A 20176-nucleotide genomic window follows, 5' to 3' on the forward strand; every position below is an offset into this window, starting at 1 on the left:
TTTAGAGGTGAACTATGTCAAAAACGATTGCAATTAATGCGGGAAGTTCGAGTCTTAAATGGCAATTATACAGTATGCCAGAGGAAGAAGTTATTGCTAAAGGCTTGATTGAGAGAATCGGAATTGCAGATTCTGTTTCCACAGTTAAATTTAAGGGGCAGACAGAGACAGAGACAGTCGATATTGCTGACCACACTCAGGCTGTTAAAATCCTGCTGGATGACCTTATTCGTTTGAATATTATTTCTGATTATGAAGAAATTACAGGTGTTGGCCACCGTGTTGTAGCAGGCGGGGAGTATTTTCAGGATTCAGTTCTGGTCGATGAAAAAGTTATCGAGCAGGTTGAAGAACTGGGGCTCTTAGCGCCTTTACATAATCCGGCTAATGCAGCGGGTATTCGAGCTTTCAAAGAGATACTGCCTGATATTACCAGTGTTGTGGTTTTTGATACTGCCTTTCATACAACGATGCCTGAAGTAGCTTATCGCTATCCTATAGCTAATCGTTACTATAAAGAGTATAAGGTACGTAAATATGGTGCACATGGGACCAGCCATCAGTATGTTGCTCAAGAAGCAGCCAAGATATTAGGAAAGCCGATTGAGGATTTAAAACTGGTTACCTGCCATATTGGTAATGGTGTTTCGATTACAGCGGTCGATGGAGGAAAATCGATTGATACGTCCATGGGCTTGACTCCTCTGGGAGGCGTTATGATGGGGACGCGCTCTGGAGATTTAGATCCTGCTATTATTCCCTTTTTGATTGACCGCGAACCAGAATTGGCTAATGCTGAAAAGATTCGTACAGTCTTTAATCGTGAGTCAGGGCTTCTTGGAGTGTCAGGGACGTCCAGTGATATGCGTGATATCATTGCCGGACAGGAAGCTGGGGACCATGACGCTGCTTTAGCGTTTGATATGTTTGTTGATCGGCTGAAAAAGTATATTGGCCAATATATTGCTGTTTTAAATGGTGTAGATGCCATTGTCTTTACAGCGGGTATTGGAGAGAATGCTCCAGAAGTCCGTGAGGCGGTAATTTCCGGTATAAGCTGGTTTGGCGCTGAGCTTGATTTGGAAAAAAATGCTTCTGGATCAGAAGGAATCATTTCAAAAGATGATGCTAAGGTGAAAGTGCTTATTGTTCCAACAGATGAGGAGCTGGTTATTGCACGTGATGTTGAACGTTTGAAAAAAAGCTGAAAATGTTGAAATTGGGCATTATGCGCCACAAAGGCCTGAGTAAAATGATGAACTGCCAATAGCTGCATTTCTTTTAGTCTGTTATCGCCTCTGCTTTAGCGCTGCGAGTTTCATGATAATTTTAGGCAGTTCTGGCTTATTATGCTGTATGAAAAATAAAGAGCTCTGAATTTTTCAGAGCTCTTTAGCTTTAGCAATGGTTGCATCAATACTTGAAACAAGACTGGCGGTAAACCCGCTTTTTTCGAGATCAAGGAGGCCTGCAATTGTAGTGCCTCCCGGGCTTGAGATTTTATCGATTAAGTCATTAGGGCTGTCTGTTCCGGTTAATAAATTTTGACTGCTGGCCAAAACCGTCTGTGTCACAATTTCTAATGCTTGTTTTTTATTCAGCCCATGTTTGACGCCAGCTTTGGCTAAAGCTTCTATAAAGAGGTAAATATAAGCCGGACTGGATCCTGCCAAAGCTGTAAAGGTATCAAAATCTTGTTCAGGAAGTTCAAAAGTAGTTCCGAAACTATCTGTAATGGTTTTTGCGGTAGCCATTAACTGATCGGAAACGTACTGATTCCTGCAGATAGCTGTTGTACTTTTGAGTATTTGGGCATTGAGGTTGGGCATGATACGAATTAAAGGCAGAGTGGGTTGGGTGACTTGGCTTAAACGTTCTAAGCTGACACCGGCAACCATTGATATCAAAGGCTTGTTTATATTTAAATGGGCGAGAACAGTTTCTACCATCTGCGGTTTAACGCCTAGGACAATAATATCCACCTCATCAATCAGTTCTTGATGGGACTGGGCCGCGGCCACACCCAGTCGGTTAGCCACTGTCAGGCTGGCCTTGCTATCCCGTTCAGAGAGGACGACGGTAAAAGACTTGGCTTTCACTCCTTTTATAATGGCACTGGCCATTTTACCGGCACCGATAAATCCGATTTTCATAGTTTAGCTATTCCTTTCTCAAAATATAAAGTTATTTAAAAACCCGTATAAAAAAGACGGTAAGCCAGAAATCTTTGATTTCGTCTGCGCCCCTCTGTCAAGACGACTAGAAAGGTGCGGCAGGCTGTAAAGACTGCAAAGCCTTCAGACGTCTACGGCTGACGGTAAGCCAGAAATCTTTGATTTCGTCTGCAGTTGACAAATATAAACCCACATAGTTCGCTAGTTTTACTTTCGCAGTATTTAATTTAGGCTGTGTTTATTAATATGCTTTAATGGAATCAACTGTTGCACGGTCCAGCTTTTGGATAATAGCCTGCAAGAAAGCTTGTGCCTGCAGAAAATCATCCATAGCGTAAAGGCTCTGATGGGAATGGACGTAGCGGGCGCAGACACCGATTGTTGCTGATGGGATTCCTCCCAGCTTTAAATGAGCAGCTCCGGCATCTGTTCCTCCTTTGGCACAATAATACTGAAAATTGATGCCTGCTTCCTGAGCAGTGTTAATCAGAAATTCCCGCATATTTTTCAGCATAATATGCCCGGGGTCATAAAAGCGCAGAAGAGTTCCTTTGCCGATAGCTCCTTGCTCTCCGTAGATATCTCCGGCGGGGGAACAGTCGACAGCTAGAAAAATTTCCGGCTGGAAGAGATTGGTCGAAACATGAGCACCGCGCAGTCCAACTTCTTCTTGTACGTTGGCTCCTGCAATCAGCGTGCTGTTCAGTTCTTTATTTTTAACCGATTCAAGCAATTCTGTGACCATCAGCACACCAAATCGATTATCCCAAGCTTTTGAAATAACATGTTTCTGATTGGCTGTCAAAACAGCCTCTGTCTGCGGGACAATGATATCGCCGGGCAGCAAGCCATAGCTTTCTGCCTCCTTTTTATCATTAAAACCGGCATCAAAAATTACATCTTCTATTTTAGGTAGAGCTGCATGACTGCCATTGCGTTGAAAATGTGGGGGCAGAGAGCCTGAAATAATCGGAATACTTCGGCCTGAACGGGTGTAGAGCGTAAAGCGCTGAGAGCTGACTACCAAAGGATTCCAGCCGCCGATGGCTACAGCACGCAATGTTCCGTCAGTCTGGATATGGCTGACCATAAAACCGACTTCATCCATATGCGCAGCCACCATAACACGCGGAGCGTTTTCCGCACGGCTGTTTTTAATTCCGAAAATTCCGCCTAATCCATCTGTTTCTATGTGATCGGCCAGCGGTGTCATTTTAGTGCGCAGAAAATCGCGTACAGGCTGCTCATAGCCGGCAATGCTATCCAGCTCGGTCACTTCCTTAATTTTTTGAAACAAATCTGCCATGTTCTTACCTCAATTCTTTACTTTCTATTTTAGCATCTTTTATGATAAAATAAAGATTATGAAAAATAAAAAAGGCATCCTTATTTCAGGGGCTGGTTTTTTAATGTTGGGCAGCGCTTTTTTGATTAAGGCTGCCTTGGAAAACGGCAGACAGATAAAAAAATATGAACTGGCACAGGCAGAACTGCGGCAATTTTTTGGCCGTTTTGGTGAAATTGCAGTGCTCTATGTCAATGAATTAACGTCTGACAAGGAGACTGTCCGCGGAGGTGTTGTGATGACTGATGGGACCATTTACCATTTTCGTTACAAAGATGGCGGCATTAGGTTTCGTGAAGAAAAACAGTAGATTTTTCCGCAGGCGGGGTTAACCGGCTTTGTAATAGGAGATAATGAGTTAATGATTTTTACATATAATAAAGAGTATGTCGGCGATGTGCTGATGGTAATTGTTAAAGACAGCAAAGGAGCTGCACTTGCTGCTGAACGTAAAGGGCAAGTAGCGCGTGTTTTTCTTGCTGAGACCGGTGAAACGGTTGCTTGGAATATTTTTACGGTTTCTGACTGGCTTACTATAAAAGGCAACGGCCAGGTTGTGCTCTCAGATAAAGATGTGGCACTTCTCAATACGGTTCTTGCAGATGAAGGGTTCACAGAGTCTTTAATCAATGATTCTGCTCCTAAAGTTGTCGTTGGTGAAATTACGGCAGCTGTTCCTCATCCAAAAAGCGATCACCTTACCATCTGTCAGGTTAGAATTGGATCAGAGAGTTCGGTGCAAATCGTGGCTGGAGCACCAAATGTCAGGGTTGGCTTAAAGACAGCTGTTGCTCTGCCCGGAGCTATGCTACCTAATGGCAGTTTGATTTTTTCAGGCAGTCTGCGCGGCCAAAAAAGTTTTGGCATGATGTGTTCACCTCGGGAGTTAGCTTTGCCAAATGCTCCGCAAAAACGGGGGATTATTGAAATTTCTGGCAATGCCGAAGTTGGTGATGCGTTTGATGCTGCCAAGCACTGGGATAATTAATTTTCTTCTTAGCCTGTCTCTGAAACTTGATTTTCAAGTTTCAGAGACAGGCTTTTTCTTTTTGCTTTGCTGGCAAAAAACAATAAACAATGAAAATAAATAAAAAAATATGAAAAAATATGTTGAAATCGCTTCCGTTTAGTGGTAAAATATGGATATATTATAAAAGAGGTGAAAAAATATGAAACTAGCGACGCGAATTAATTCTTTTTTGCCATCTAATGCTAATGACCTGAATAAGGTCTTGGCGCGTTTTAAAGCCCTGCAGTTAGATTATGTTGACTTAAATTTCCCGGAACATGTTGAAGGCTATGAGGCGGAAACGGTCAAGGCGATGCTGGCAGCCAATCATTTAACAGTGAATGGCTTAGCCTTACGTTTTCGGGATCCTTTTATCAACGGTGAATTAGGGAATGCGGACTCTAAAGTGGCTCAGGCAGCCTTACAGCTGTGTAAAGATGCGGCAGATTATTGTCGGAAGCTCGGCGGAAAGGTGATTACAATTTGGCTGGGTTATGATGGCTTTGATTATAGTTTTCAGATTAATTACCGCAAGGTCTGGGATCAATTGGTCCAGGCTTATCAGGAAATCTGTGATTATGCCAAGGATTTGCAAATCAGTATTGAATATAAACCTTTTCAGCCGCGTGCGTATGCCTTTGTAGAGGGAATGGGTGTAACAGGGATGCTCCTGCATGATATTAACCGTCCTAATATAGGGGTAACTCTGGACTACTGTCACATGCTGATGAAGCATGAAAATCCAGCTTTTGCAGCCGATATTTTCGGCAGCCGAAAGGAGCTTTACGGCATTCATTTAAATGATGGATACGGCCTTAATGACGACGGATTGATGGTGGGAACCGCTACACCTTTTAAGACGTTGGAACTTTTGTATTATCTGAAAAAACATGACTATTCAGGAGTGATTTATTTTGATACCTTTCCTGTTATTGAAGATGCTGAAGAGGAATGTGCCCGCAATATCGAGATGATTCACTATCTGGACAGTTTGATCGATCAAGTCGGCTTGGATGACATTCAAACTGTCATTGATAAAAATGACGCTGTTGCAGCCAGCAAGCTGATGTTAGAGTTTTTTAAGGGAAGAAAAAATAATTAATGAATTGAGGTGATTATTATGGCTGATTACAAAGCTACTGCTCAAGGGATTTTAACCCATATTGGCGGAGCTGAGAATGTCGTAAACATGTCTCACTGCGCAACGCGGCTACGTCTTAATTTAAAAGATGCTTCACTGGCGGATGACGATGCTGTGCAGAATGTTGACGGGGTAGTCAATGTTATCAACAAAGCAGGGCAGTATCAAATTTTAATTGGTACCGAAGTGCCGCATGTTTACGATGAATTTGAAACATTGGTAAAAGGAAGCGGACAAGCTGACTTGGATGAAAGCAGCAGTCAGGGCGGCAGTGTTATCAGTAAAGTTTTTGCCGCTATCTCAGGGATCTTTGCCCCCTTGCTGCCGGCTTTGGCAGGGTCAGGAATTTTAAGAGGACTGCTGATTTTGTCTGTGCAGCTAGGTTTGATTGCTGAAGGGAGCGGTACTTATACTATTCTCTATGCTGCTTCTATGGCTGTCTTTTATTTCCTTCCGGTTCTGCTTGCTTTTTCATCTGCCAGACGTTTTGGAGCCAGTCCTTATATTTCGGCCTTAATTGGAGCAGCTCTGCTGCACCCTGATTTTATTTCCTTGATGGGAAATACCGGAAACGGGGCTATGTCTAATTTCTTTGGAATTCCTGTAGTTCTGATGAACTATAATTCAACAGTTGTTCCAATTATACTAGCTATCTGGGCCTACTCCTACCTATATAAATGGCTGGATAAGCATATTCCGGAAACCTTAAAACTGGTCTTAGTTCCTCTGGTTTCTCTGGCTGTTATGGTGCCTTTAACTGTTATTATTATTGGGCCGATAGGTGTTTACAGCGGGGAATGGATAGCCCGTGCAGTCAATTATCTGATTGAAAGAAGCGGACTTTTAACAGGCGTTTTAATCGGCGGCGGCTGGAGTGTTCTTGTCAGTTTCGGTATCCATTGGGCGGTTAACCCGATTATGATTAACAACATTTCACAGGTTGGCTACGACTATATCTGCCCGCTCACTTTTGCCTGTAACTTTGCCGTTATCGGTACTGCCTTTGGGGTTTGGCTCAAGGCTAAGGATAAAAACTTGAAAAATTTTGCAATGACAGGTGTTGTAACGATTGCCTTGTCTGCTATTATCGAGCCAACTTTGTTTGGTATGCTGGTTAAAAACAAGAAATTATTTTTAGCACAAATTATTGCTGGTGCAGTAGGCGGAGCTTATCTTGGTTTTATGAAAGTAGTTACTAACGCCTTTGTTTTTGGCAGTGTAACAACTTTCCCAGCCTTCATTGAAAGCAGCGCCAATGTTATTAACGGCGTTATCGGCCTGGGGATTTCTGTCCTTGTCGGTGCAGTTCTTGGTTTTATTTTTACTGATAAGGAAGATAAGCTGGCTTAAGTTATATGAAATAATTTTCTGAATATGGTATCATGGTTAGCGAGGTGAACGCAATAAATGATTCCATATGAAAGACAACAAAAGATACTGAGTTTGTTGAAAGATACCGAGTTAGTTAAATTTGATGAGATTCAAGCTGTTTTTCCAAAGGTTTCAGCTTCAACTCTCCGCCGCGATTTAAAAGAGCTGGAGAAGAACAATAAGGTTGAGTACCTTTCCGGAGGAGCTATCAAAATGGTTTCTACTGTTGGGGAAATCCCTATTACAATGCGAAATACACTGAACCAGGAAGAAAAGGAACAAATTGCAGTTTTGGCAGCCAAACAGATCCAGGACGGCGATGTGATTTATCTGGATTCCGGTTCGAGCTGTTCGTTGCTGTTTGAAAAAATTCTGACCAAACGGATTACTATTTATACCACTAATACAGATATTTTTTCGATAAAGGGCGAAATTTTAGCAGAAATTATTATGCTGGGCGGACAGTTTAATCCGATTAATTCATCGGTCAGCGGAGCTTTAACGGAAGTTAATTTGCAAGATATTTATTTCAGCAAATCTTTTCTAGGGGTGAATGGCATTGATGAGAAATTTGGAGTTACGACACCAACGATTGCCGAAGCAGCGAAGAAAAAATTGGTAAAAGAGCATTCTGACAATGTCTTTCTTATGTGTGACAGTTCAAAATTTCACAATCTTTCTAATGTTAAGGCCTTTGATTTGCAAGATGTCACGGTTATTTCTGACCGTTTTGATGAGAGGATCAGCAAATTGGTGCCCTTGATTGCTGATTAACTGAAGTGCAGCTTATCTTAAAACAGCAAGGGGGTGGACAGAAGTCCATCTCCTTGCTGTTTTTATTAATGAATCTTTTCAATATTTTCTATGCAGCTAGCTGCTGCAATTTTTATCTTGCTTAGGCATAGTTTCTTCCCTTTTTACGAATAATAAATCAGGAGGGAAAAATATGTATAATAAAGTCATTATCATCGGCCGTCTGACAGCAGCCCCTGAGCTGGTTAAGACAGCTACCAACAAATCTGTCACACATGTGACTCTGGCCGTGAACCGTCGTTTCAAGAAGCAAAATGGTGAACGAGAGGCTGATTTTATCAGTACTGTTGTTTGGGGCCGGCTGGCCGAAACTTTGGTTTCTTATGCTGGTAAAGGCAGTCTTATATCGCTGGATGGCGAACTGAGAACACGCAAATACGAAAAAGATGACCGTACCAACTATGTAACTGAGGTGCTCTGTCACTCATTTCAGCTTTTAGAAAGCCGAGCACAGCGGGCGGTAAGGGAGAACAACAGTGCAAATGACTTGACAGACTTGGTTTTAGCAGAGGAGGAGCTCCCTTTTTAACTCATCAGTAAGGACAAAGAAAGAGGAAATGGTTTCTGACCGTCCGCCTGCCACAATTTAATAAGATCTGTCTGGCATTATATGCTGAATATAAAACAGGAACAGTAAAATCAGTTTCTCTGAAACTATGATTTTCTGCTGTTCCTGTTTTTTTAATGAGAAAGCAAAACTTTTATTGTTTAAAAACAAATCCCTCTTGGGGAAACGGCAGAATTTTGCTATACTAAAAGGAAACGGTTTTGAAACAGCACATAGTAAAGGCGGCAGGTGAATGGAGAGTCTCCATGTGCATAATAAAGAGAGGATTTAGAATCACTTAAAGAAAAACAAAACATGTTATAATAAAGATACATTGTTCACAAGCGGAGACAGATTCTGAATGCCGAAAAAGACGAAAAGCTGGAGCAGATGGGGCGATTATCTGAAATTTTCGCTTGCTGGAGGCAAAGTTCTTCTATTGTACGACAAAGAGCGAAGCCGCTGGGAGATTTATCGGTATTTTCATTTATAAATGAGTAATGAACAGTGCCGGAGCAAGAGTGAAACTATTACGGTGTTCTGTCCTGTTCTCTAACCGTCTGAACTTAACAGCCTGCCGCACCCTTCTAGTCGTCTTGGCAGAGGTGCGCAGACGAAATCATAGATTTCTGGCTTACCGTCAGCCGTAGTCGTCTGAAGGCTTTATCGTCTTGACAGACGACCGCACCCTTCTAGTCGTCTTGGCAGAGGTGCGCAGACGAAATCATAGATTTCTGGCTTACCGTCATTTTCTTTTTTCGTTCTAATGGGTTTTGTATCTTATGGGGGTGTGGAATGAGGCTGCATTTAGATTATAAAAAAGCTTTCGTTTTGCTTGTCGGGATAATGTCTGTTTTGATGATTGGACTTATCTATATACGGGGGACGGCTTCGCCTGCGGTTGCTGGTCAAAAGAAGATTGGTGTGACTTATATGACCATGAATAATGATTTTTATAAAATCTTAAATGCTGAAATTAAAAAAAGTGTCAGTGAACATGATGATATTTTGTATGTCAGAGATCCAGAACTTGATGAAGGCAAGCAGAGTGAGCAGATTGCTTACTTTATTGAGCAAAAAGTAGATGTTATAGTCATTAATCCGGTTAAAAGTGACAGCAAGCCAGTGATTGGTACACTGAAAAAGGCTCAGAAGAAGGGAATTAAGATTGTGGCTGTTGATACACAGTTACAGGGAATTAAAGCGGACTCGACAATTGTTTCGGATAACTATCAAGCAGGCGTGCTGAATGCACAGAATATGATGGCTGTTCTTAAGCAGGCTGATATTTTACTTTTAGAGCATTCGAACACTGTTTCTGCTACTGAAAGGATTAAAGGCTTTCTGGATACAATTGATGGACGGGCTAATTACCGTGTTGTTGCCCGTAAGGATACGCTCGGTCAGACAGAAGTAGGGTTGCCTGAGGTTAGAGAAGTTATTGAGCAGGGGATATCGTTCAATGTGGTTATGGCCCTTAATGACCGCAGTGCTTTAGGAGCGCTTGCAGCTGTAAAAGAGACAAAATTATCGGAAAAGGTCTATATTTACGGCATTGACGGTTCTCCGGATATGAAAAATTTATTGGCTGGGACGGATGATGTTCAGGCTACTGTCGCCCAGTCTCCAATAGAAATGGGGGAGAAAACAGCTGAGGTTATCTACCTTTTAGCTGCCAATAAAGCTGTCAAGCAAAAATATACGATACCCGTCGAGCTGATTAGTAAGGAAACAATTGGGCAGTATGACATTACGGGGTGGCAGTGATGAATAATATCAAGATTATCAGATACAGTAAACTTGCCCTAATTTTAATCAACTTGATTGCCATTGTCTATAATGCTTCTCTTTACCTTTTTACGACAAACTACATTGTTGCAAAGGGACTGTCGCATGACTTGCTGGGGAAAATAGACCGTATCCCTAATGCACCGGTCAGTGTTTTTTTTACAACGATTCTCCTTTATGCAGCTCTTTTGCTGGTTATGGCTTATCGAGACCGGCAGGAAAAGTATCGGCTGTCAATTTATGATGGGCTGTCTGTTCTGGAAATTATCCTCATGCTGGCTGTTTTTATAGCCTTGCAGTCCTCCTACAACGGCCTGATTTTACTAGTATTTACGGATATTTTTTACAGTTCTAAAGAATTTGGTTCTTCTAAAGGTGGGAAGTCTTGGCTGGCTTTTATATTCTTCAGTTTTGCTGCACTATTGCTGTCCAATTATGACATATTATCGCTTTTTGTTCGGCTGCCTTCTTTAGAGACTTTTATCAGTTTTTATCCTCGATCGACCCGGATGGCTATTTTGTTTTTTAAAAACTTCTTAGTTTCCCTCAATATGGTGGTCTTTATCACCTCTCTTTTATCATATATTATGTACGCTGTGACGCAAAGGCATAATGTGGAAGAAGAACTGAAAATGGTTTCTAAAGTTAATACGGAATTAAACAGCTATGTGGCATTGACAGAGAAAATTGTTGAAGATCGTGAACGTAAGCGTATTGCCAGAGAGATACATGATACTCTGGGGCATGCTTTAACCGGGATTTCAGCTGGAATTGATGCTGTCAAAGTCTTAGTTGATTTAGATCCGTCCAGAGCTAAAGAGCAGCTGCAAAATATGTCTCTGGTCGTGCGTGATGGAATCCGAGATGTCAGAGGCTCGCTTAGCAAACTGCGTCCGGGAGCTCTAGAAAACGGCAGTTTAAAAGAAGCCCTGCTGCAAATGATAAAAGAATACGAAGCCATTTCTCACCTGCAGATTGAGCTGTATTATCGCTGGGATAAGGTTGATTTAGACAGTATGAAGGAAAATGTGGTTTTTCGTGTTATTCAGGAATCTATTACCAATTCCTTGCGGCACGGCCATGCCAGTAAAGTTGTGATTCACCTGCTTAATCAGGAAAAATATATTATCAGTGTTCAGGACAACGGCATCGGTTTTACTGAATTAAGCTACGGCTATGGACTGAAGCAGATGCAGGAACGCTTAGCTGTTGTCGGCGGCAGTGTCCGATTTGAAAATAGGAATGGCTTTTTCACTTGGATAGAAATTCCTAAAAGAAATGGAGAAATAGATGATTAAAGTAATGGTTGTTGATGATCAGGAGCTGATTCGTGAATCACTTAAAATCATTTTATCAGCTTTTACAGACATTGAAGTTCTTGCAGCTGTGAATGACGGAGAAGATGTTTTGGAGGCGATTCATCATAATAAACCTGATGTTATTCTAATGGATATCAGAATGCCTAAAATGGATGGCGTTCTTTGTACAAAACTGGTCAAGGAGACCTACCCGGACATTAAAATTATTGTTTTGACAACTTTTGATGATGATGAGTTTATCTTCAGTGCCTTAAAATACGGAGCTTCCGGCTACATCCTGAAAGGGGTTTCGACAGAAGAACTTCATCAGGCGATTCAAACGGTTTATAATGGCGGTGCGATGATTAACCCTGATATTGCCACTAAGGTCTTTAAGCTTTTTTCACAAATGGCGCATTCTAATATCGATATCACTGTTGAGGAAAAACATGTGAAAGACATGAGCCGGACTGAGTGGCGGATTATTCAGCAGATAGGCTTTGGGCTGACAAATAAAGAAATCGCCACAAAACTTTTTTTATCGGAAGGGACGGTTCGCAACTATCTATCAATCATTTTATCTAAACTAAACCTGCGTGACCGTACACAATTAGCGCTTTGGTCTGTACAGACCGGTGTCACTATGAAGGATTTTGATCAAAATGACTAATATCATAAAACAACTTCCCCAGCGAAAATTTTGGCTTTCTTTGCTGCTGCTTGCTGTACTTGTCCTTCTGGCTGCTCTATATTTTTGGCAGAACAGGACAATTGTCATTCGTTTAGGTGTCTATTCCGGCAGCAGTTGGGATGTCCCTAATAATAAGGATAACCGGGTTATTGATTCAGCAGTTGCTGCTTTTGAAGCAGAGCACCCTAATGTCAAAGTGGTCTATGAGAGCGGCATCCCTAAGGATGATTATTCTTCTTGGCTGTCAGACAGTATGTTACAAGGAAAGCAGCCTGATCTTTTTATGGTGCCGGAAGATGATTTTAGTTTGCTATCTTCTGTTGGAGCTTTAAAAGATTTGTCTTCATTGATTCAGAGTGATTTAAATACGGCAGACTATTACAGTTCAGCTCTAAAAGCCGGACAGTATAACGGTCGGTATTATGCTTTGCCTTTTGAGACTAACCCGGTTATGATGTGTGTCAATAAGGATTTGCTTGAAAAAGAGGGTCTGTCTCTTCCTGATAAGGACTGGACCTTGGCAGACTTTTATCAGATATGCCGGGCTGTCACCAAAGATACTGACGGTGATGGCCTTATTGATCAATATGGCAGCACAGATTATACTTGGCAGGAAGCCTTGCTTGCCTATGGCGGTGAGATTTACGACCAAGACAGTAATCAATTAACCATCGCCAACGGTAATATGCGGCAGGCGCTGTCTTTTATTTCCAAATTGGAGGCCTTAAATAATAATATTAAAGTCTCTTCCGAGGATTTTGACCAAGGAAAAGTTGCCTTTTACCCAATGACATTAGCGCAGTACCGTACTTATAAGCCTTACCCCTATCATGTAGCAAAATACTCCAGTTTTTCTTGGACCTGCATACAGATGCCGACAGAAGGGGAAAATGGCAATGCCACCCAGCTTCAGACTTCGCTTTTTGCTATGTCAGCTAAGACACGGCATTCCGATTTGGTATGGGATTTCTTGAAAATTCTTTCCAGCCGTCCGGAAATTCAGCAGGAATTAGTGAATAAATCGCAAGGAATGTCTGTTTTGCAGCCGGTTATGACCAGCTCAAAAACGCAGGCGGCACTGAATTCGGATGATTTTGGGGCAAACTCTTTAAGTGTTGCAACCCTTAACCAAATGATGACAGGAGCTAAGGTCACCTCCAGATTTAAACACTATGACGATGTCTTGGTGAAATTGGACTATCTTATTGAGCAGGCGCTTGCTGACAAGACTATAGACAGCGAGCTCTGGTCAATCCAGAGATCTGTTGAGGAAGAACTGGATGATTGAAGCAGGACAGCCAATTAATCAATAGACACAAAGCCTGCTCTAAGTAGCCCAGTTTCTTTGTTCCCCCTGCAGATGCTTTTCTTTAGGGAATAAAAATTTAAAGGAATGCGTGAATTATAACTGTTTTGGATTTGGAGATGCTAAACCTATTCGCATGGAGCGAATAGGTTTTTTGGGCAGATGTGACATTTGTCATATTAATATTGACAAATGTCATATGGATTTAATGACATTCGGCAATTGGAAAACGGTTTCCTATTGAGTAAAATAAAGACAGTTAAAGCAGTAAATCCAGTGTTTTCAAGGTTTTGATCAGATTTGGATTTATTAAAAATAAAGGAGATGGTGCAATGAAATATTTAGTGCTGGTCAGCCATGGTGGTCTTGCAGCCGGTCTAAAGACTTCTTTAGCTATGTTTGCGGCAGATAAGATGGATCAAGTCATCGCTGTCGGTCTTGAGGATGGCAAGTCGGTTGAAGAGTTTGCAGCAGATTTCAAAGAAGCAGTGACTGTTTTGCAGGCTGGCGACTCAGTTGTTCTTTTGGCTGATATCGTAGGAGGTAGCCCATTGACAACCGCCTGCAGTGTGCTTAGCGATTTGGGAAAGTTGGACAGCGCTCTTGTTCTTGGCGGTATGAATCTGCCAATGGCTTTGAACTCGCTGGTTCTGAAGGACAGTCTCGCCGGAAGAGATCTTGTGACCGCTGTTTTGTCAGAAGCACAGTCAGCCTTACAGGAATTTAAGGTAGAGGCTGCTGAAGAAGAAGCCGAAGACGATATTTAACATTAAGCCGGGATTAATTACACACAAATCCTGAGCTTTCATATAAAGGAGAAAAGAAACATGTCAGTATCATTTGTACGTATTGATGACCGAATGATTCACGGTCAAACCGTTACCCGCTGGGCCAAGGAATACCCTTGTGACGGCTTGATTGCAGTTAACGATGCCGCTGCAGCCAATAAAGTCCTGACACAGGCTTACAAAGGTGCATCAGATAAAAAGACTTTTGTCTGGACTGTAGACGCTTTCAAACAAAAATCGCAAAAAGTTTTAGAGTCTGATACACGTTATTTTGTTATCACCAAAAACCCAATCGATATGAAGAAGTTATTGGTTGATCAGGGATTTGTTCCAGATGAGGTCAAAGAAATTATAGTCGGTCCGGCAAATGATCGCCCTGGGGCAGTGAAATTGGGAAACAATCAGTCCATTACGCAAGAAGAAGCGGAAGCTTTAGAAGCTATTGAACAAGCTGGTTATAAAGTGAAATTCCAATTGCTCCCCGATGTTTCTATCGGCTACTGGTCAGATTTCAAAGCTAAATTTGGCTTTTAAAAGTTATCATTAAAACTAAAACAGCCTAAGAGCTATGCAAAAAGGAGATTGCCTTTACGTATTGGATTCACATCGGTCAATCGCAGCTGTCTAAAGACTCTGCAGTCTTTACAGTCTGCTGTATCCTTCTAGTCGCCTTGGCAGAGGTGTGTCTGCGAAATCACAGATTTCGGACTTACCGCCAGCCGTAAACGTCTGAAAGCTTTGTCGCCTTAAACAGTCGACTGTACCTTTCTAGTCGTTCTGGCAGAGGTGCGTCTGCGAAATCGCAGATTTCGGACTTACCGCCATTTTTGCTTTGCTTTTTATGGTTTTTGTATTTGTTGGAGGAGTTTATTATGACAATATCTTGGTTGCAGGCGGCCATTTTAGGGCTCTTTGCTAGTCTGTCGTCAATGCCCGGCATGGGCGGATCAAGTATCGGGAATTATACGCTGGGTCGGCCGCTGGTTGGGGGGCTGGTCTGCGGTATCATTCTTGGTGACTTAAAGACAGGCATTATCTGCGGTGTAGCTATGCAATTGGTTTATATCGCTCTTGTAACTCCAGGAGGAACGGTATCAGCTGATGTCCGGGCCGTATCTTATATCGGCATTCCGCTTGCCATGGTAGCGATACACGCTCAAGGGATTGCTGCTGATTCATCGGAAGCCGCTAATTTAGCAAAATCTATGGGAACCTTGGTTGGAACTATCGGGACCGTTCTTTTCTATGGAACAGCAACACTGAATTTGGCATGGCAGCATATCGGCTGGCGGGCTGTTGAAAAAGGTGAATTTAAGAGGCTCTATACAGTTGACTGGGGACTGCCTTGGATTTCCCATATGCTTTTCTCCTTCCTGCCGACTCTCATTATGTGTAAGCTTGGTGCTTCGGCCGTAACAGCTTTGCAGGAAGCACTCCCTATGGATGGTCTGGCTATGAAAACGCTCTTTACAGTTGGTTCCCTTCTCCCTTGTGTTGGGATTGCTATTTTATTGAAACAGATTGTCGAAAAAGTAACAGATTTCATTCCGTTTTTTGTCGGTTTTACTTTAGCGGCTTCATTGGGGCTTAATTTAGTATCATGTGCTGTTATTTCGCTGATTTTTGCCTTCTTGTTCTATGAAATTGATATGGTAAGACAAAGAGGAGCAGGAGCTGTTTCCGAACCTGATTATGATGACGATGATGAGGAGGATATTTAGATGGCAGAGACAAAGAAAATATCAAAAAAGACACTGGTTAAATCATTTCATCATTGGTATTACGGACATTTAACCTGTTTTTCACAGGAGCATATGCAGACATTTGGCTATCTGACTTCAATGCTTCCTATTGTTGAAGAGCTTTATGATCAAAAAGATGATCAAAAGAGGTCCATGCAGACCTATACAGCCTTTTTCAATACAGAACCTCAGTTGGGAAGTCTTATTGTTGGTGTAACAGCCGGTTTGGAAGAAGCGCGCGCTAATGGCGAGATGGTTGATGACGAAACCATTAACGGTATGCGTGCCGGCTTAATGGGGCCTATCGCAGGGATTGGCGATTCTCTTGTAGTCGGCACCTTGATTCCCATCCTTTTAGGAATCGCTTTAGGCCTGTCTAATGGCGGATCGCCGGTCGGCGCTATTTTCTACATCATTGTTTGGAATCTTCTGGCTTATTTTGGTATGCGTTTCGCTTATTTCAAGGGCTATGAATTAGGCGATAAGGCTGTTGAATTCCTGGTTGGCCCTCAAGGTCAGGCTATCCGCAAAGCTATTGCTATTGTTGGAGGTATGGTTATTGGGGGCGTAGCAGCGACATGGGTTTCTGTAACGACAGCCTTTCAATTGAAAGATAGGTCAGGAGAAGCCTTCTTGGTGCTGCAAGATCAATTTGATGCCGTTTATCCGGGTCTCTTAACAGCCCTGTTCATTCTCCTTTGTTGGTGGCTCATGGCTAGGAAAAACTTATCGCCGATCAAAGTCATGCTGCTTTTGGTTGTCATTGCCTTTGTTGGTGTTTTAGTCGGCTTCTTTAACCCAGGCCTGTCTTACTAGAATCCAAACAGAAGCTTTCATGAAGTAATGAGAGGACAGGAGTTATGACAAAGCAAGAATTAGTTCAAGGCTATGAAGAGGAAATTCATTACCAAAAACACATGCTTGAAAATCTAGGCCGCTGGTTCTCATTGTTTTTTATCCTTGCCAGTATTGGCGTTGTTTTGCTCTATTGCTTGGCAGCCAATCTTTGGGGGTTAATCATTGGTTTTGCCTTAACGCTTTTGGGAATTTTAGGTATGTTGCTTTTTGGTTATGGGATTTATAAGGGCCGGCTCAATGTGCAGAAGGTAATTGCTGACTTTGAACTAAAGGTGAGCCTTCTGCAAAAATGAGGAACTCTTTTTCTGAAAAAGCGTAATCTCCTGCTTTTCAGAAAAAGAGTTTTTTTGTACGCCGTACTGCTATGAATGGTAAAAAACCCTGATTTAAGATTGGACACTGCTTTTTACTTCAAATGTATTAGGAAGAATATAATAAATGTGATATAATAAGCCTATCTTTAGAAAACGCTTTCTTTAAGCTGTAAATGATTCCGGCTGATCTTGAATCGTGTTTAGGGAGTGAAGAGGTAGGGAATGAAATTATCTGAGTTAGTTCTGGATAACTACACAAAATTAAATGAGACGGACTTGCTTATTTGGAATTATATTGCGACCCATAAGGAGGAAGTGTCTCGGCTGACTATTAATGACTTAGCGCAAAAGACTAATGTTTCGCGCACAACTATTTCACGCTTTGTACGTAAGATTAAACTGAGGGGATACAGCGAATTAAAAGTGCTTTTGCGTTTGGAGCAGGAGAATCTGAACACTTTTGATACAGAAGTGTTTGAATTTACCTGCGATTCTCTTATTCAGTATATTACTAACCAAAAACACAAAGATTATAAAACGATCTGCCAGTTGATTTATCAGGCTAAACGGGTCTTTGTTTACGGTTCTGGAGATGTTCAGCTGTCTGTTGCAAAGCAGATTAAGCGAATGTTTACATCGGCCAAAGAAATTATTTATGATTTTGCTGGGACGACTTTTGATCATGCAATGTACGAGGTCTTTAATAAAGAGGATGTGATTATCATGATTTCGCTGAGCGGAAATAGCAAAAAAGTTGTTGACATCGCTCGCCGTTTAAAACTTTTAGGAGTAAAAATTATTTCCATAACCGAATTCAAAAATAATCAGCTAGCCGAATTTAGTGATGAAAATTTATATATTGATTCAATCAATTTAAATTTTTTGCAAAACCATCCCAATTACAAAATTACCATGCCTTACTTTTTATTAGCAGAACTGCTTTTTATTCAATATGCTATCTATAAGAATGAACAGCTTTTACTGCAAGGTAAAAAGGAAATACTATGATAAAAATTCACAGCTCCTGTGAATTTTTTTTAGTTGCAGGAATAAGTCACAAGAGTTGTAAAAGCGCTTGCAAAGTCTTATTTGGCATTGTACTATTATTTCGTAAGGTACCTTCAAGAGAATAGACGAAATAAACAGGTCTGATGGTGGCAGTTCATAAGGCACAAAGATTTATGCTATTTCAATTGTTATTCTGTACAAACAGCCGGCATGTATACATTAATGAAAGGAGCGTCAAATCATTATGATGAAAAAAATTCAACGTTTGGGCGGAGCGATGTTCACCCCAACGCTGTTATTTGCCTTTTCCGGTATTATGGTGGGTCTGTCAATCATTTTTACTAATCCCAATTTAATGGGGGGATTAGCAGATCCTGACCATATTTGGTATCGCTTTTGGCAGGTTATCTCAGCAGGTGCATGGATGATTTTCTTACAGCTGCCGGTTTTATTCGCTTTAGCTTTGCCTATTGCGCTTGCGAAGAAGCAGCAGGGGCGTGCCTGCTTAGAGGCAATGGCGACTTATCTGACTTTTAACTATTTTATCAATGCTATGCTGACCCAATGGGGATCTTTCTTTGGTGTGGATATTAGTGCAGAGGCTGGCACAGGTTCTGGCTTAACGATGATTGCCGGTATTAAGACTCTGGATACTGGGATGGCAGGGGCACTTTTTATATCTGGTGTTGTCGTTTGGCTCCACAATCGTTATTTTGATAAAGAACTGCCAGAAACAATGAGCATTTTTAGGGGATCGGCTTATGTCGTAGCGCTGGCTTTTTTTGCTATGCTTCCAATCGCTTTTCTGACTTGTGTTGGCTGGCCGCTGATCCAAAATGGTATACGAAGCATGCAGGGCTTCTTTATTAACAGCGGTTCCTTGGGCATTTGGGTGTATGGCTTTCTGCAAAAAATTCTCATTCCAACTGGACTTCACCACTTCATCTATGCCCCTTTTACTTATGATAATGCTATTGTTCAAGGCGGGACATCCGCTTACTGGGCAACTCATTTACATGAATTTGCCACATCATCATCCAGTTTAAAAGAACTGTTTCCTATCGGCTTTTCTTTATCTGGTATGGCAAAAGTTTTCGGGTCAATTGGTGTAGCAGCTGCTTTTTATGTGACTTCCCGTCCGGAAAAGAAAAAACAAGTTCTTGCTCTCATGATTCCGACAACCTTAACAGCCGTTTTGACGGGGATTACGGAACCGCTTGAGTTTACTTTTCTCTTTATTTCTCCCTCCCTTTTTGTTGTTCATGCCTTTTTGGATGCCAGTTTGCAGGCCTTATCATTTGCCTTTGGTGTCGTTGGTGATTTTGGCGGCGGGATTATCAACTGGGTTTTCTTAAATTGGTTGCCTTTAGGCTATTATCACTGGCCGACCTATCTTACACAGGTTATTCTGGGGTTGGTATTTATGGTGATTTGGTTTCTTGTGTTTGTATTTTTAATCCGCCGTTTTGATATGAAAACGCCAGGACGTGAGGAGGACAATGAAGAAACGAAACTGTACAGCAAGGATGACTATATCTCAAAAAAAGACAGTTCGAAAAACAGTAATAAATCAGCAACGATGATTCAGGCTGAAAGATATTTGGATTTAATGGGAGGTGCTGCTAATATTGCTGATGTTACAAACTGTGCCACACGATTGCGGGTAACCTTAAAAGATGAGTCGAAACTGGGCAGCGAGTCGGCATTCAAAGCAGCCGGCGCTCATGGTCTTGTGCATAACGGTAAAGCTGTTCAAGTTATTGTTGGGCTTGATGTGCCTTATGTCAGAGATGATTTTGAAAGCTTGCTAAATCTTAATTAACAAGCTCAGCATGCTATTTGTATGAAAGAAGATTAGTAAAGTATCTACTGTCAGCAGCGGCTTGTTTGCCTGTGATTTTTAAACGATTGTATTTCAATGAACTGAATACGGCTTAAATGTTGCGGGAAAAAGATGTCCTGACTTAGAATCTGGTGATTCGT

20 protein-coding genes are annotated in these 20176 nt (G+C 41.7%); 18 read left to right on the forward strand and 2 right to left on the reverse strand.

The features are described from left to right. The first annotated feature begins 14 nt into the window (after nucleotides 1-14). Nucleotides 15-1208: an acetate kinase gene (locus tag A0O21_RS10385; RefSeq protein ID WP_067064918.1), complete on the forward strand. Its 1194-nt coding sequence runs from the start codon at nucleotides 15-17 to the stop codon at nucleotides 1206-1208. Between the two features lie 174 nt (nucleotides 1209-1382). Here the strand turns inward: A0O21_RS10385 and proC are convergent, their stop codons facing one another. Together proC and pepA are read right to left on the reverse strand one after the other, a co-directional pair. After that, complete coding sequence (proC, locus tag A0O21_RS10390) at nucleotides 1383-2153, reverse strand: pyrroline-5-carboxylate reductase (protein ID WP_067064920.1); 771 nt, start codon at nucleotides 2151-2153, stop codon at nucleotides 1383-1385. A 262-nt stretch (nucleotides 2154-2415) separates the two neighbouring features. Continuing rightward, the gene (gene pepA, locus A0O21_RS10395) at nucleotides 2416-3480 is read right to left on the reverse strand and encodes a glutamyl aminopeptidase (RefSeq protein ID WP_067064923.1); all 1065 of its coding nucleotides are present in this window, start codon (nucleotides 3478-3480) and stop codon (nucleotides 2416-2418) included. 58 nt (nucleotides 3481-3538) lie between these two features. On the opposite strand from pepA, the gene A0O21_RS10400 reads away from it, so the two are divergent. From A0O21_RS10400 to A0O21_RS10480, 17 genes are all read left to right on the forward strand, one after another. Beyond that, the gene (locus A0O21_RS10400) at nucleotides 3539-3829 is read left to right on the forward strand and encodes a DUF4651 domain-containing protein (protein ID WP_067065307.1); all 291 of its coding nucleotides are present in this window, start codon (nucleotides 3539-3541) and stop codon (nucleotides 3827-3829) included. Between the two features lie 51 nt (nucleotides 3830-3880). Then, nucleotides 3881-4507 (forward strand): YtpR family tRNA-binding protein, encoded by a 627-nt coding sequence (gene ytpR / locus A0O21_RS10405; RefSeq protein WP_067064926.1) that lies wholly within the window; start codon nucleotides 3881-3883, stop codon nucleotides 4505-4507. A gap of 181 nt (nucleotides 4508-4688) precedes the next feature. Continuing rightward, complete coding sequence (locus A0O21_RS10410; RefSeq protein WP_067064928.1) at nucleotides 4689-5630, forward strand: sugar phosphate isomerase/epimerase family protein; 942 nt, start codon at nucleotides 4689-4691, stop codon at nucleotides 5628-5630. 18 nt (nucleotides 5631-5648) lie between these two features. Further along, nucleotides 5649-7019, forward strand: coding sequence for a PTS transporter subunit EIIC (locus A0O21_RS10415; RefSeq protein WP_067064930.1), 1371 nt, complete (start codon nucleotides 5649-5651; stop codon nucleotides 7017-7019). Between the two features lie 57 nt (nucleotides 7020-7076). Continuing rightward, a complete protein-coding gene (locus tag A0O21_RS10420; RefSeq protein WP_067064933.1) occupies nucleotides 7077-7814 on the forward strand; it encodes a DeoR/GlpR family DNA-binding transcription regulator in 738 nt (245 codons plus the stop codon). A gap of 172 nt (nucleotides 7815-7986) precedes the next feature. Continuing rightward, nucleotides 7987-8382 carry a single-stranded DNA-binding protein gene (locus tag A0O21_RS10425; RefSeq protein WP_067064935.1) on the forward strand — a complete coding sequence of 132 codons (396 nt, stop codon included), beginning with the start codon at nucleotides 7987-7989 and terminating at the stop codon, nucleotides 8380-8382. Between the two features lie 813 nt (nucleotides 8383-9195). Next, nucleotides 9196-10167, forward strand: a complete 972-nt coding sequence (locus A0O21_RS10430) for a substrate-binding domain-containing protein (protein ID WP_067064938.1) — start codon at nucleotides 9196-9198, stop codon at nucleotides 10165-10167. Next, nucleotides 10167-11486, forward strand: coding sequence for a sensor histidine kinase (locus A0O21_RS10435; RefSeq protein WP_067064940.1), 1320 nt, complete (start codon nucleotides 10167-10169; stop codon nucleotides 11484-11486). The genes A0O21_RS10430 and A0O21_RS10435 overlap by 1 nt, the downstream gene beginning before the upstream one ends. Next, nucleotides 11479-12156, forward strand: coding sequence for a response regulator transcription factor (locus A0O21_RS10440; RefSeq protein WP_067064942.1), 678 nt, complete (start codon nucleotides 11479-11481; stop codon nucleotides 12154-12156). Before A0O21_RS10435 ends, A0O21_RS10440 begins: the two co-directional genes overlap by 8 nt. Beyond that, nucleotides 12149-13465, forward strand: coding sequence for an ABC transporter substrate-binding protein (locus tag A0O21_RS10445; protein ID WP_067064944.1), 1317 nt, complete (start codon nucleotides 12149-12151; stop codon nucleotides 13463-13465). Before A0O21_RS10440 ends, A0O21_RS10445 begins: the two co-directional genes overlap by 8 nt. 350 nt (nucleotides 13466-13815) lie before the next feature. Continuing rightward, the gene (locus A0O21_RS10450; protein ID WP_067064947.1) at nucleotides 13816-14250 is read left to right on the forward strand and encodes a PTS sugar transporter subunit IIA; all 435 of its coding nucleotides are present in this window, start codon (nucleotides 13816-13818) and stop codon (nucleotides 14248-14250) included. A 60-nt stretch (nucleotides 14251-14310) separates the two neighbouring features. After that, nucleotides 14311-14805, forward strand: a complete 495-nt coding sequence (locus A0O21_RS10455; protein WP_067064949.1) for a PTS sugar transporter subunit IIB — start codon at nucleotides 14311-14313, stop codon at nucleotides 14803-14805. Between the two features lie 338 nt (nucleotides 14806-15143). Continuing rightward, nucleotides 15144-15992, forward strand: coding sequence for a PTS mannose/fructose/sorbose/N-acetylgalactosamine transporter subunit IIC (locus A0O21_RS10460; protein ID WP_067064951.1), 849 nt, complete (start codon nucleotides 15144-15146; stop codon nucleotides 15990-15992). Continuing rightward, nucleotides 15993-16829 carry a PTS system mannose/fructose/sorbose family transporter subunit IID gene (locus tag A0O21_RS10465; RefSeq protein ID WP_067064954.1) on the forward strand — a complete coding sequence of 279 codons (837 nt, stop codon included), beginning with the start codon at nucleotides 15993-15995 and terminating at the stop codon, nucleotides 16827-16829. It begins immediately after the preceding gene. A 44-nt stretch (nucleotides 16830-16873) separates the two neighbouring features. After that, nucleotides 16874-17164, forward strand: a complete 291-nt coding sequence (locus A0O21_RS10470) for a PTS fructose transporter subunit IA (protein WP_067064956.1) — start codon at nucleotides 16874-16876, stop codon at nucleotides 17162-17164. Between the two features lie 243 nt (nucleotides 17165-17407). Next, a complete protein-coding gene (locus A0O21_RS10475; protein ID WP_067064959.1) occupies nucleotides 17408-18193 on the forward strand; it encodes a MurR/RpiR family transcriptional regulator in 786 nt (261 codons plus the stop codon). 244 nt (nucleotides 18194-18437) lie between these two features. Further along, entirely contained in the window at nucleotides 18438-20015 is a 1578-nt protein-coding gene (locus tag A0O21_RS10480; protein ID WP_067064961.1) for an alpha-glucoside-specific PTS transporter subunit IIBC, read from the forward strand. The last annotated feature ends 161 nt before the right edge of the window (nucleotides 20016-20176 follow it).

It is taken from the genome of Streptococcus pantholopis (assembly GCF_001642085.1).
Taxonomy (GTDB): Bacteria; Bacillota; Bacilli; order Lactobacillales; family Streptococcaceae; genus Streptococcus; species Streptococcus pantholopis.

Coding starts and splice junctions, on each gene's coding strand:
- A0O21_RS10385 (WP_067064918.1), top strand. CDS start 15: ATGTCAAAAACGATTGCAATTAATGCGGGAAGTTCGAGTCTTAAATGG.
- proC (WP_067064920.1), bottom strand. CDS start 2,153: ATGAAAATCGGATTTATCGGTGCCGGTAAAATGGCCAGTGCCATTATA.
- pepA (WP_067064923.1), bottom strand. CDS start 3,480: ATGGCAGATTTGTTTCAAAAAATTAAGGAAGTGACCGAGCTGGATAGC.
- A0O21_RS10400 (WP_067065307.1), top strand. CDS start 3,539: ATGAAAAATAAAAAAGGCATCCTTATTTCAGGGGCTGGTTTTTTAATG.
- ytpR (WP_067064926.1), top strand. CDS start 3,881: ATGATTTTTACATATAATAAAGAGTATGTCGGCGATGTGCTGATGGTA.
- A0O21_RS10410 (WP_067064928.1), top strand. CDS start 4,689: ATGAAACTAGCGACGCGAATTAATTCTTTTTTGCCATCTAATGCTAAT.
- A0O21_RS10415 (WP_067064930.1), top strand. CDS start 5,649: ATGGCTGATTACAAAGCTACTGCTCAAGGGATTTTAACCCATATTGGC.
- A0O21_RS10420 (WP_067064933.1), top strand. CDS start 7,077: ATGATTCCATATGAAAGACAACAAAAGATACTGAGTTTGTTGAAAGAT.
- A0O21_RS10425 (WP_067064935.1), top strand. CDS start 7,987: ATGTATAATAAAGTCATTATCATCGGCCGTCTGACAGCAGCCCCTGAG.
- A0O21_RS10430 (WP_067064938.1), top strand. CDS start 9,196: ATGAGGCTGCATTTAGATTATAAAAAAGCTTTCGTTTTGCTTGTCGGG.
- A0O21_RS10435 (WP_067064940.1), top strand. CDS start 10,167: ATGAATAATATCAAGATTATCAGATACAGTAAACTTGCCCTAATTTTA.
- A0O21_RS10440 (WP_067064942.1), top strand. CDS start 11,479: ATGATTAAAGTAATGGTTGTTGATGATCAGGAGCTGATTCGTGAATCA.
- A0O21_RS10445 (WP_067064944.1), top strand. CDS start 12,149: ATGACTAATATCATAAAACAACTTCCCCAGCGAAAATTTTGGCTTTCT.
- A0O21_RS10450 (WP_067064947.1), top strand. CDS start 13,816: ATGAAATATTTAGTGCTGGTCAGCCATGGTGGTCTTGCAGCCGGTCTA.
- A0O21_RS10455 (WP_067064949.1), top strand. CDS start 14,311: ATGTCAGTATCATTTGTACGTATTGATGACCGAATGATTCACGGTCAA.
- A0O21_RS10460 (WP_067064951.1), top strand. CDS start 15,144: ATGACAATATCTTGGTTGCAGGCGGCCATTTTAGGGCTCTTTGCTAGT.
- A0O21_RS10465 (WP_067064954.1), top strand. CDS start 15,993: ATGGCAGAGACAAAGAAAATATCAAAAAAGACACTGGTTAAATCATTT.
- A0O21_RS10470 (WP_067064956.1), top strand. CDS start 16,874: ATGACAAAGCAAGAATTAGTTCAAGGCTATGAAGAGGAAATTCATTAC.
- A0O21_RS10475 (WP_067064959.1), top strand. CDS start 17,408: ATGAAATTATCTGAGTTAGTTCTGGATAACTACACAAAATTAAATGAG.
- A0O21_RS10480 (WP_067064961.1), top strand. CDS start 18,438: ATGATGAAAAAAATTCAACGTTTGGGCGGAGCGATGTTCACCCCAACG.